The sequence below is a fragment of the Nocardia sp. NPDC047654 genome, assembly GCF_043205035.1.
Classification (GTDB): Bacteria; Actinomycetota; Actinomycetes; order Mycobacteriales; family Mycobacteriaceae; genus Nocardia.
Window position 1 is genome coordinate 77,768 of the sequence record NZ_JBIDDF010000020.1, and the last position, 11,558, is coordinate 89,325.

General features: G+C 69.1%; 6 protein-coding genes. 1 reads left to right on the plus strand and 5 read right to left on the minus strand.

Annotated features, from left to right (window positions below):
* Positions 1 to 4: 4 nt before the first annotated feature.
* Together ACGF7Y_RS32660 and ACGF7Y_RS32665 are read right to left on the minus strand one after the other, a co-directional pair.
* Positions 5 to 3,586: a protein kinase gene (locus tag ACGF7Y_RS32660; protein ID WP_393240627.1), complete on the minus strand. Its 3,582-nt coding sequence runs from the start codon at positions 3,584 to 3,586 to the stop codon at positions 5 to 7.
* A 337-nt stretch (positions 3,587 to 3,923) separates the two neighbouring features.
* Positions 3,924 to 4,376, minus strand: coding sequence for an SgcJ/EcaC family oxidoreductase (locus ACGF7Y_RS32665; RefSeq protein ID WP_393240630.1), 453 nt, complete (start codon positions 4,374 to 4,376; stop codon positions 3,924 to 3,926).
* A gap of 94 nt (positions 4,377 to 4,470) precedes the next feature.
* On the opposite strand from ACGF7Y_RS32665, the gene ACGF7Y_RS32670 reads away from it, so the two are divergent.
* Complete coding sequence (locus ACGF7Y_RS32670; protein WP_393240633.1) at positions 4,471 to 4,941, plus strand: MarR family winged helix-turn-helix transcriptional regulator; 471 nt, start codon at positions 4,471 to 4,473, stop codon at positions 4,939 to 4,941.
* Here ACGF7Y_RS32670 and ACGF7Y_RS32675 read toward each other — a convergent pair.
* The 3 genes from ACGF7Y_RS32675 to ACGF7Y_RS32685 form a co-directional block, all read right to left on the minus strand.
* Positions 4,938 to 6,035, minus strand: coding sequence for an esterase-like activity of phytase family protein (locus tag ACGF7Y_RS32675; RefSeq protein WP_393240636.1), 1,098 nt, complete (start codon positions 6,033 to 6,035; stop codon positions 4,938 to 4,940). The two genes, ACGF7Y_RS32670 and ACGF7Y_RS32675, sit on opposite strands and share 4 nt — an antisense overlap.
* Before the next feature lie 114 nt (positions 6,036 to 6,149).
* Complete coding sequence (locus ACGF7Y_RS32680) at positions 6,150 to 8,300, minus strand: 3-hydroxyacyl-CoA dehydrogenase NAD-binding domain-containing protein (RefSeq protein ID WP_393240639.1); 2,151 nt, start codon at positions 8,298 to 8,300, stop codon at positions 6,150 to 6,152.
* A gap of 115 nt (positions 8,301 to 8,415) precedes the next feature.
* Positions 8,416 to 9,630, minus strand: coding sequence for an acetyl-CoA C-acetyltransferase (locus ACGF7Y_RS32685; RefSeq protein WP_040864405.1), 1,215 nt, complete (start codon positions 9,628 to 9,630; stop codon positions 8,416 to 8,418).
* Positions 9,631 to 11,558 lie beyond the last annotated feature (1,928 nt).

Sequence of the window (11,558 nt, forward strand, 5' to 3'; positions counted from 1 at the left end):
TCGTTCAGTAGGCCTGACTGCCCGCCTCGTTCAGGAGTTCATCCAGGAACGGGGCGGGCAGTTCGATGTCACCGACCTGGGCCGAGGCGGGCAGGTCGGCGCGCAGCACGCGCAGGATGCCGACCACGCCGGGGCCCGCGTCCAGCAGCGGCCTGGTCCAGCCGAGGCCCGCGCAGGTGGTGACCGCGGGCAGCAGCAGGTTGGTGGCCTCGCCGACCCAGCCGGCGGTGGCCAGACATTCGGCCAGGAGCAGCGCGGCGTCCAATTGGGCGCGCGGACGGTGCTTTTGCAGAGTGTGGTCGTAGAGCGCGCGGGCGCGGCGAACGGCCCGGTCGTCGGAGCCGGGCCGGTGTTCGGCGAGCAGCGCGCGAATCGCGGCGAGTTCCTCCGCCTCGGCGGTGAGCAGGGCTGCGCCGGTCAGCCTATGCCCCATCTGCAGCGGCGTGGACTCGCTGAGATCGGTGTAGCGGCGCTCCCCGGCCTCCAGCGGCAGCCCGAGACGCAGCCGTTCGGCGCGGATGTGCGCGGCCAGGCGCGCCAGGCGGTTGTCGGCGGCGATGCGCGCGCCCTCGTCCAGCCTCGTGGCCGCGGTGAACAGATCCCCGCCGACCGCCTTGACCCGCGCGCCGACGACGAAGGTGGAGATCAGGAAGTCCACCGGCCCCACCCGGGTGACCAGCTCGTGGCTTTCGTCCAGCAGCCGGTCTGCGGTCTCCAGATCACCCCGGCGATAACTCGTTTCGCCGAGCAGAGCGGCGGCCACGCGCACCGCGTGCGAGCGCGGTCCGGAGCGCTCGCGCGCGGACTCCCACGCCTGCTGGAAACAGCGGGTGGCGGTGGCGACGTCGAGTTGCTCGTAGGCGGCCGCTCCCTGGCCGCAGCGGCCGAATACCAGGCCCAGCGGGTCTTTCGAGTCCTTGTGATAGTCCTCGGCCCATTCCTGGATCTTCCTGGCGCCCTCGAAGTCGAATCCGCACAGGCGCACGAACGTGGTGAGGTTCGCCGCGGTCGAGACCGTCCACGCAGGTAGATCGTCGGGCTCCTGCAGGCAGTCCGCGACCCGATCCAGCACGCCTTCGGTGTGGTCGCGCGCGATCTGGTCCGAAGCGGCGAGCACCGCCGCCTGGCAGCGCTGCACGCGCACATCCGCGTCACCGGTGGAGCCGCGGGCCAGGATGTTGGACAGCCTGCCCAGCGCGTTGCGCGCCGCGCCGGACTGCTGCAAGTTGACATTCGCCCTGGCCACCGCCATCAGCAACTTCGAGCGCGAGGCCACCTGCTGCATCGGTAGTTTCGACACGCTGCCCAGCAGGGTGGCGAGCCGGGATCCGTCGATCAGGTCCATCCCGCCGCCCTCGAGCAGGTCCAGCGCCATCTTCAGATCGGTCGCGGCCAATGCGTGGTCGACCGACTTGCGCAGCAGCTGGTGTTCGGCGTACCAGCGCGAAGCCTTGCGGTGCAGCGACTTCGACTTCCCTGGGTGAACGCGATCGAGCCGGGTCCGCAGATGCTCGGCGAACAACGGTTGCATCCGGAACCACTCCGGGTCGTGCTCGATGCGCCGCAGGAACAGCTCCCGTTGCTCGGCCTGCTCGAGCAGCTGTTCGGCGTCCGGTTCGCCGGACAGCGCCGCGGCGAGCGAGCCGCAGATCCGCTCGGTCACCGCGATCGACATCAGGAACTCGAGCATCTTGGGTTCCAAGGTGTCCAGCACGTTCTCGGCGAGGTATTCGCGGATGCCGTGGTTGCCCTCCGACAGTGTGGCGATCAGCTGAGCGGGGTCGGCGTTGCCGCGCAGGGACAGTCCGACCAGTTGGATGGCCGCGGGCCAGCCGTCGGTGGCGGTGTGGATCTCGGTCACCTGCTCGGGGGTCAGGTCGAATCCGTTGCGCTCGACGAGGATCTGCCTGGTCTCCGCCTCGGTCAGGCGCAACGCGGCCGAGCCGATCTCGACCAGTTCGTCGTGCACCCGCATCCGGCTCGTCGGCAGGCCGGATTGCTCTCGGCTGGTCACGACGAAACGCAGGTGGTGGCAGCCGTTGTCCAGTAGGGCTTCCATCGCCCGGTGCGCACCCGCGTCGGTGATCCGCTGCCAGTCCTCGACGATCACCACGACCGTCTTGCCCGCGGCGTGGATCTCGTCGATGAGCGTGGGAATCACGAACGCGGCGGCGTCGGCGGGCCGCTCCTCCAGCACTTGGTCCAGACCGGCGCCGACGTCCGGATGCACCCGGCGGATCGCCTGGATCAGGTGGGCGAGCAGCCAGATCTCGTTGTCGTCGTCGCGGTCGATACCGATCCAGGCGACGGCGGTAGAGCCTTCGGTGAGTTCGGCGCGCCACTGCGCGGCCAGTGTGCTCTTGCCGAACCCCGCGGGCGCGTGGATCACCGCGAGTCTGCGCCGTCCGCCCCCGCGCAGGGTGTCCAGCAGACGCGGCCGCGGTATCGGGTCTCGCGTGGGCGTGGGCGGACGGAATTTGGTCACGGCCGTCGGCGGTGTCGTCGTCGAGGTCGCCGAATGCTGCGAGACGGCGGGCCGCAGCGTCAACGGCCAGCTGCGTCGCGCGGTGACCGCGGGACGGGAACCGGTCCACGCCACGGTCGGTATGCCCACCGCGGTCGGAATCGTCGGTTCCGGCTCCGGCATGGTGTCCAGCAGCGCCATCTCGTCGGGCAGCTGGCCATGGCCGCGCTGCACCTCGCGCAGCATCTCGCCGAACTCGTAAGCGCTGGCCGGGCGATCTCGCGGACTCGGAGCCATCGCGTGTTCGATGACGGTGGCCACATCCGGCGGAATGTCCTGTTCGCGCAGGTCCGGCACCGGCTGGGTGGTGATTCGCAAGAACTGCGCCACCACCCGCTCCCCCGCCTGCCGCTCGAAGGCCGCGTGCCCGGTGAGCAAGGCGAACAGCGTCGAGCCGAGGCCGTAGACATCGGAACGGATGGTCGGCTCGTCGCCTTTGAGGACCTCTGGCGCGGTGAACGCGGGCGAGCCGGTGATCATGCTGCTGGACGTGCGGAACCCGCCCGGGATGCGGGCGATGCCGAAATCCGTCAGCTGCGGTTCGCCGTAGCCGCTGAGCAGGACGTTGGCCGGTTTCACGTCACGGTGCAGGATCCGGGCGCGGTGTGCGCTCTCGATGGCGCCCGCCAGCTTGACTCCGGCTCGCAGCGAGTCCGCCCAGGTCAGCGGGCCCTGATCGCGGATGAGCTGCTCCAGCGATCCATGGGTGCAGTACGGCATGACGATGAGCGGCATGCCGGTCGCCGTCACGTCCACCTGGAGGATGTCGACGATATTCGGGTGGCCGGACAGCCTGCCCATGGCTTGTTCCTCACGCAGGAACCGCTCCCGGCTCTCCTGGTCGATCTCCGAGGAGAGCACTTTCACCGCGACAACCCGATCCAGCGCGGTCTGCACGCAGCGATACACCACGCCGAATCCGCCCCGACCGATCTCCACCGCACCGGACAGGCCCATCGCCTCCAACTCGTCGGCGATGTCGATGGGCGCCTCCCGCCGCGTGTCCGTCTCGGCCGCAGTCGATTCGGGGCGCACCCGGCCCGAACGCGTCTGTGGATTCATGTGATCACCTCGAACTCACATCGAATCGGCGACATCGGCGACCAAACTCCGCGCCGACCCCGGACGCCGTGTCCGATATGTCTGCGCATACTCCAACGTAGCGCGGCCCGGTATCAGGCGGGTGACGTTTCCGAACAGGACGACTCGTGCCGCCGATCCGTGCGTTCCGCGCGGCTCAGCGCTCCGGTCGGGGCTCGATGTCCGGCGCGAAATGGGCTCGCGCGCACCTTTGCAGGTGCCGCCTCGGCTCGTGACCGCCGCCACGTCCGGTCCACCCGGCCGTATACCCGAGCATGAGCCGGCCAACCGGTTCCATGAGCTATCCGCCGTGGATCGGTCAGCGCTGCTCGGCGGGACGTGTCGCCGGAGTGATCCAGAAGGTCATGCGCTCCATGAGCTTCCTGCGTTTGGTGTTCCGAAAAGCGGCGATGCGCCATCGGCCGTCCCTGCGGACCAGGGTGTAGGTCTGAACCTTGGCCGGCGCCTGCTTCGGCGATCCCTTGTAGGTGTCGCCACGGCTGGTGACCACGGCGACGTCCGGACCGTAGTAACGAATGTCCAGCACCTCATCGGCCAGCCGGGTGCCCTTCAGGACGCCCGCGAACAAGGCTCGGTGCGAAGCCACGATGTCCGCGCGGCCACGGTAATGGGTACCGAGGTAACTGGTGTAGGTGGCGTCGTCGGTGAAGACCTCGCCGTAGGCGTCGGCGTCTCCCCGCCCCCAGGCGTCTGTCAACTCGGCGAGAACGGCCAGGATGCCGCGCCGGTCGGTGCTCTCGTCGCCACTCATGATGGTGCCTCCATGATAGATTACTTCTTATGAGAGCTTTCTTCTTAGAAGAAGTCTCTTTGTATAAGAAGAAATTAAGGGATGGAGGGATCTCGTGTCAACACCCGAGACCGCGCCACATGGCCTTCGACCGGACGCCCATGAGGTCTATCGGCGCTATCTGAGCGCGGTCATGCTGCACGGCCAAGCCGGGGCGCGGGCGGTCGATCTGGGCGCCACCGACCTCTACGCGCTCAACATCCTGGGACTGGCCGGACCGATGACGCCGGGCGAACTCGGCGCTCGCAGCGGCCTGACCACCGGCCCGACCACCCGGCTGATCGACCGACTGGAGGAGGCGGGCTACGTCCGCCGCGCGCCGGTCCCGGGCGATCGGCGCAAGGTGATCGTCGAACTGGTCGGCAAGCCCGCTGATCTGGACGAGGTCCTCGCCCCGGCGCGGCGGCGCATCGGCGAGATCATCGGCGGCTATTCACCCGAACAGCGCGAAGTGCTGTTCGACTACTTCGCGAGGGCCGCCGCCGCGTACCAGGCCGCCGCCGAGGAGTTGCGTCCCACGGATTAGGCGACGGCGAGGACGACGACCTGGGTGATCTGGCGGCTGTCGAAATTGTCGTCGCTGACCAGGACCAGGGTTCGTTCGCCGGAAGGCAGCCGGGGACCCCACGTCATACCCTCCACGTTGTCGACGGCGGTGAGTCCGACGTCGTCGAGGTCCACCAGCAGCCGCTTGGCCGCCGGGCGCGCGGCGCCGAGCGGAGCATCGAGGATGTCGGTCGCGCCGCTCAGGTCGGCCTCGTAGACGCGGATCTTGTTGGCCGTGCCCGGGGAGAAAGACCGTTCCAGCACAAGAAGTTTCGTGGGGTCGAGCGGATCGGCGGCGAGGACGGACGCGATCCCGGTGCCGCCGCGGCCGGGTTCGGGCCGCGACTCGGCGAAGACGGGCTCCATCGGATACGCGTACTGGGCGAGCGGCGATCCGGATCTGGCCTGGACGGTGATGCGCGCCAGCGCCGCACCGGTCGTGGTCGGCGGCGGTCCGTCCGGCAGCAGCGGCCCTTCCGTCGCGGTCGCGAACAATGCGCCGGCGGCGAGGAAGGTCGCTGCCTCCAGCGCCTGGTTCTGCCTCGGACCGGAGCCGGGACGCATCCGTTCGTTCTCCGGAATCGGCAGCTCACCGGCATAGGAGCCGTCCTGGTGCGCGATCCGCACCGATGGGTCGGCCAGTAGGTCGCCGTCGCGTTCGCCTTCTTGCGTCCAGTAGTAGTCGCCGGTCCACGGATCGACCCGGATCTCCTCCGGGTCCACCGACATCGGCGGGTAGGCAGCGCCCGTCGCGGTCAGCAGCGGCCGGGTGCCGGTGATCGTCACCGGTCCGACGCCGCGCTCGCCGACCTCGATGCGCGCGGTGTAGTACCGCGCGGGGTTCTTGCTCGACCGATCGTCACTGATCAGCACGAATTCACCCGTGCGTGCCGAGTAATCGATCCCGGACAGGCCGCCCACGGTGGTGCCCTCGAAGTCCAGGCCCGACGCGATCACCTGCTCGCCGAGCAAGCGCACCGAGGGCGCGGGCGCGGAATCGGCGCCCGCCACCGGCGCCGATGCGAGGACGAGGGCACAACTGGCGAGCAGAACATGGCGACTACGTCTCGGCACGGCTGCCAACCTATCCGGCCGGAAGGACGCGAACGTGCACGGGCTGGGAAACGACGGAAGCCCGCCACCGCGAAAAGCGGTGACGGGCTTCGCCGCCCGCGTTCCGGCGCGAGACTACTTACGCAGCGAGGCCGGGACCTCGAAGCGCTCGCCGTAGTTCTTGGCGAGGTAGTCGGCGCGTTCCACGAAGGCCTCCTGGCCACCCGGGTAACCGACGATGAACTGGTGCACACCACCGGTCCAGGCCGGGAAGCCGATGCCGAAGATCGAGCCGATGTTGGCGTCGGCGGTGGAGGTGAGCACGCCCTCGTCGAAGCACTTCTGGGTCTCGATCGCCTCCGCGAACAGCATGCGGTCGATCAGATCCTGCAGCGGGACGTCGAAGCCCGCCGAGGTCTTGAAGTGCTCGCGCAGGCCGCCCCACAGACCGGTGCGCTTGCCGTTCTCGTCGTACTCGTAGAAGCCGGCCTTCTCCAGGCGACCCGGACGACCCTCGGACACCATGTAGTCGATGACATCCTGCGCCGGGTGCCGCTTGACGCCCAGGGTGGTGTCGCCCGCTTGCGCGGCTTCCAGGGTCTCCTTGGCGATCTTCTGCATGAGCTTCATGTTCAGCTCGTCCGACAGCTGCAGCGGCGCGGCCGGGTAGCCCGCCTGCAGACCGGCCTGCTCGATGGTGGCGGGCTCGATGCCCTCCTTGAGCATGGCGATCGCCTCGTTGACGAAGGTGCCGATCACGCGCGAGGTGAAGAAGCCACGGCTGTCGTTGACGACGATCGGGGTCTTCTTGATCGCGAGGGTGTAGTCGAACACCCGGGCCAGCGCCTCGTCCGAGGTCTTCTCACCCTTGATGATCTCGACCAGCGGCATCTTGTCGACCGGCGAGAAGAAGTGGATGCCGATGAAGTCCTCCTGGCGCTTCACGCCGGTCGCCAGACCGGTGATCGGCAGGGTGGAGGTGTTCGAGCCGAGCAGCGCGTCGGGGGTGACGACGTCCTCGATCTCCTGGAACACCTTGTGCTTGAGCTCGGTGTTCTCGAAGACGGCCTCGATGACGAAGTCGACGCCTGCGAAGTCGGCCGCGTCGGCGGTCGGCTTGATCCGGTCCAGCAGCGCCTTGGACTTCTCCTCGGTGGTCTTGCCCCGGGAGAGGGCCTTGGCCTCGATCTTCTCGGAGTAGTTCTTGCCGCGCTCGGCCGCCTCGATCGAGACGTCCTTCAGCACGACCTCGTAGCCCGCCTTGGCCGAGACGTACGCGATGCCCGCGCCCATCATGCCCGCGCCGAGCACGCCGACCTTCTTGATCTCCTTCTTCGGCACGTCCTTCGGACGCGAACCGCCGTTGTTGATCGTCTGCAGGTCGAAGAAGAACGCCTGGATCATGTTCTTCGCGACCGGGCCGGTGAGCAGGTGCACGAAGTAGCGGGACTCGATCAGCGACGCGTTGTCGATGTCGACCTGCGAGCCCTCGACCGCGGCCGACATGATGGCGCGCGGCGCGGGCATGTTCGCGCCCTTGATCTGCTTGCGCAGGTTCGCCGGGAAGGCGGGCAGGTTCGCCGCGAACGCGGGCGAGGACGGGGTGCCGCCGGGGATCTTGAAGCCCTTCTTGTCCCAGGGCTGCACGCCGGCCTCGGGGTTGGCCTTGATCCACGCCTTGGCGGCGGGGACCAGCTCCTCGATCGTGCCGACCAGCTCGTCGACCAGGCCGATCTCCTTGGCCTTGGCCGGCTTGTTGCGCTGGCCCTGCAGCAGCACCTGCATCAGGGCGTTCTGCAGGCCGAGCATGCGCACGGTGCGGATGATGCCGCCGCCCGCGGGCAGCAGGCCGAGGGTGGCCTCCGGCAGACCGATCTGCGAACCCGGCACGTCCGCCGCGATGCGGTGGTGGGTGGCCAGCGCGATCTCCAGACCGCCGCCCAGCGCCGCGCCGTTGATGGCGGCGACGACCGGCTTGCCCAGCTGCTCCAGGCGACGCAGGGCGCTCTTGATCTCGCCGAGCTCCTCCATCAGCGCCTGGGCGTCGTCCGGGCCGACCTTCATCATGTTCTTCAGGTCGCCGCCGGCGAAGAAGGTCTTCTTCGCGGAGGTCAGGACGACACCGGTGATGTTGTCCTTCTCCGCCTCGAGCCGGTCGACGGTGGCGGTCATCGACTTCTTGTACAGCTCGTTCATGGTGTTGGCGCCCTGGTTCGGGTCGTCCATCGTCAGCACGACGATGCCGTCCGAATCCTGCTCCCAACCGATCATGTTGGTTTCGCTCACAGCTCTGTGTCTCCTAGGTGAATTAGCGGCGTTCGCGGCCCTACGTGGTTACGCAGGCTGCCGCCTCCGGGCCTGACGCTCACGCCGCCGCAAATCTTCAGCTGTCGGTTGGGGCTCAGACCCGCTCGATGATGGTCGCCACGCCCATGCCGCCACCGATGCACAGGGTGACCAGCGCGTAGCGGCCGTTGCGGCGCTCCAGTTCGTCGACCATGGTGCCGGTGATCATCGCGCCGGTCGCGCCCAGGGGGTGGCCCATCGCGATCGCGCCGCCGTTGACGTTCAGCTTCTCGTCCGGGATGTTCAGATCCTTCTGGAACTTCAGCACCACGGAGGCGAATGCCTCGTTGATCTCGACCAGGTCGATGTCGTCGAGGGTCAGGCCCGCCTTGGCCAGCACCTTCTTGGCGGCCGGGGTCGGACCGGTGAGCATGATGGTGGAGTCGGCGCCGCTGGTGGCGGTCGCGACGACGCGCGCACGCGGAGTCAGACCGGAGGCCTTGCCCGCCTCTTCCGAACCGATCAGCACGAGCGCGGCGCCGTCGACGATGCCGGAGCTGTTGCCGCCGTGGTGCACGTGGTTGATCTTCTCGACGAAGTGGTACTTCTGCAGCGCCACCGCGTCGAAGCCACCCATCTCACCGATCACGGCGAAGGACGGCTGCAGCTTGGCCAGGTCCTCGGCGGTGGTGCCGGGGCGCATGTGCTCGTCCTTGTCCAGCACGACGATGCCGTTCTGGTCCTTGACCGGGACGATCGACTTGGCGAAGTAACCGCCGGTGGTGGCCTTGGCGGCCAGCTCCTGCGAGCGCACCGCGTAGGCGTCGACATCGTCGCGGCTGAAGCCCTCGATGGTGGCGATCAGGTCGGCGGAGACGCCCTGCGGGACGAAGTAGGTGTCGTAGTTGGTGGCCGGGTCCAGCGCCCAGGCGCCGCCGTCGGAGCCCATCGGCACGCGCGACATGGACTCGACGCCACCGGCGAGGACCAGGTCGTCGAAGCCGGAGCGGACCTTCTGGGCCGCCAGGTTGACCGCCTCGAGGCCGGACGCGCAGAAGCGGTTGAGCTGGAACCCGCCGACGGTGTCGGGCAGGCCGGCCACGGTGACCGCGGTACGCGCGATGTCCGCACCCTGGTCGCCGACCGGCGCGACCACGCCGAGGATCAGGTCGGAGATCCGATCCTCGTCGAGGTTCGGGAAGCGTCCGCGCAGCTCCTGGATCAGACCAACAGTCAGGTCGATCGGCTTGACCGAGTGCAGCGAGCCGTTCTTCTTGCCACGGCCACGCGGAGTGCGGATGGCCTCGTAAATGTAGGCCTCTGTGGTCATATCGGAGTGTTCCTTCCTCAATGTGCGGCGGCCGGACGTTCGTCCGTCCGAGCGCTTTTGTGCGGTCGACCGGAACGTTCGTCCGTCCGAGCGCTTTTGTGCGGTCGACCGGAACGTTCGTCCGTCCGAGCGCTTCTGTGCGGTCGACCGGAACGTTCGTCCGTCCGAGCGCTCCTGTGCGGCCGGGCCGGACATACGTCCGTCCGAGCGCTGGTTTGCGGCGACACCGCGGGTGCGGCGTGGCTGCGGCTGACCTCGCCGACCGGCCTTGCGGCCGACCGTTCCTAACGCTGTACAAAACCAGGCAGGCAAGAGCGATCGCACGTCACGGTCGCACGTACGCCTGGGCATACCATAGAACGTCGGCGTACCGAAGCTCCCGGCTACCCGTACATACTACCGCGGAGTGCGAACTCCGGTTAACTTAACGTCGTGAGAGCGGTGGTTGTCAACCATCCAGCCGTGTGGCACCCAGCTCACTCTTCAGCAATTCGAGGGCGACCTCGTCCGGGTCGCGCCGGTCGCCGGGGGCCACCGGGTCTGCCGCGGCGGCCATCATCTCCCGCTCCTCTTCCGGCGTCGACGCGGGGACGGCGCCGTCACCGCTCCAGCCCCGGCTGCTCGCGGCGTCGCTTCCGCTTGGTTCGGCGTCGTAGGGCGGCGGATAGTCCGCGGGGCCGGGATCGTCCGGCAGGTCGGGATAGTCGGGCGGCGGGATGTCGTCCTCCGCCGGAAACGGGCGCGGATTCGCGCCACCCGCGCGGGCGCGACCCGCGTTACCCGGCTTCTCGGCGCCCGCGTTGCGCGCCTGGCTGGGGCGGGAGAACCTCGGCGGGGCGGCGGCATCCGGAGCACGGCCTGTCGCGTTGCCGGATTCACGTCCCGGCTGGCCTGCCGCCTGTCCGCGAGCACGGTTCCCGCTACCGCCGGCCCGTGACGCCGCCGGCCGTGGCGCCCCGCCGCCCGCTTCCCAGCGCACCTCGTGGTCGCGGCCGAGCACCGCCCGCACCGCCGACCGCACCGCTTCCAGATTCCGCGGATCGGACAGGCGCTGGGCCAGCGGCGCGTGCTGATGTGCGAAGACGATGACCTCGCCCTCCACCCGGGCGACCGACGCACCGGCGAGCATCGCCTGCACGGCCGCGCCGAACTCCCGCACTTTGGCGCGGATATCCGCCCAAGCGGCTTCCACCTCGCGCAGCAGATCACCGCTCGGCGCCGAGGAAGGACCGGCGGGCTCCTGCGCGGACGCGTGGGGCGGCCCTGCCTCGGATCGCCCAGGATCGCCCTGATCGGTGGCGGAATCCTGCACGCCGGGCGAGTCGGCGGCACCACGATCGGCCCTGGCGGCAGAACGCCGCGCCGTACTCGGGTCCCCGGCCCCAGGATCACGCCCGACAGCGGAACTCCGCGCTGCGTCCAGGCCAATGCTCCCGCGCTCGCGTCCAGAACTCGGCCCGGCAGACGACTCCGCAGCACCGCGATCATTCCCCACAGCGGAACTCCCCGCCGCATCCGGGCCCGCGGTCCCGTGCTCGCGCCCGAAACTCGGCCCGGCAGACGACTCCGCAGCCCCGCGATCAGGCCCCACAGCGGAACTCCCCGCCGCATCCGGGCCCGTGCTCCCATGCTCGCCCCCTGAACGCAGCCCCGCGATCGAATCCGCAGCCCCGCGATCGCGCCCGGCAGCGGGATCCCGCGCCGTGGTCGACTCGGCGGCCCCGCGATCAGATCCCCCAGCAGAATTCCGCGGTGTGGTCGACTCGACGGGCCCGCGATCAGGCCCCACGGCAGAATCCCGCGCAGCAGTCGAGTCGGCGGCCCCGCGCTCGCGCACGGAACCCCGCCCGGCAGTCGGGTCGTTCCCGACGGCCGGATCGACGGTAGGCGACGCTGCCTGCGCACCCGATGCCGGAGAACCCGCCTGC

Bases quoted from the DNA above. Each gene is read 5' to 3' on its own strand.
- ACGF7Y_RS32660 (WP_393240627.1), bottom strand. From the start codon at position 3,586: ATGAATCCACAGACGCGTTCGGGCCGGGTGCGCCCCGAATCGACTGCG.
- ACGF7Y_RS32685 (WP_040864405.1), bottom strand. From the start codon at position 9,630: ATGACCACAGAGGCCTACATTTACGAGGCCATCCGCACTCCGCGTGGC.
- ACGF7Y_RS32665 (WP_393240630.1), bottom strand. From the start codon at position 4,376: ATGAGTGGCGACGAGAGCACCGACCGGCGCGGCATCCTGGCCGTTCTC.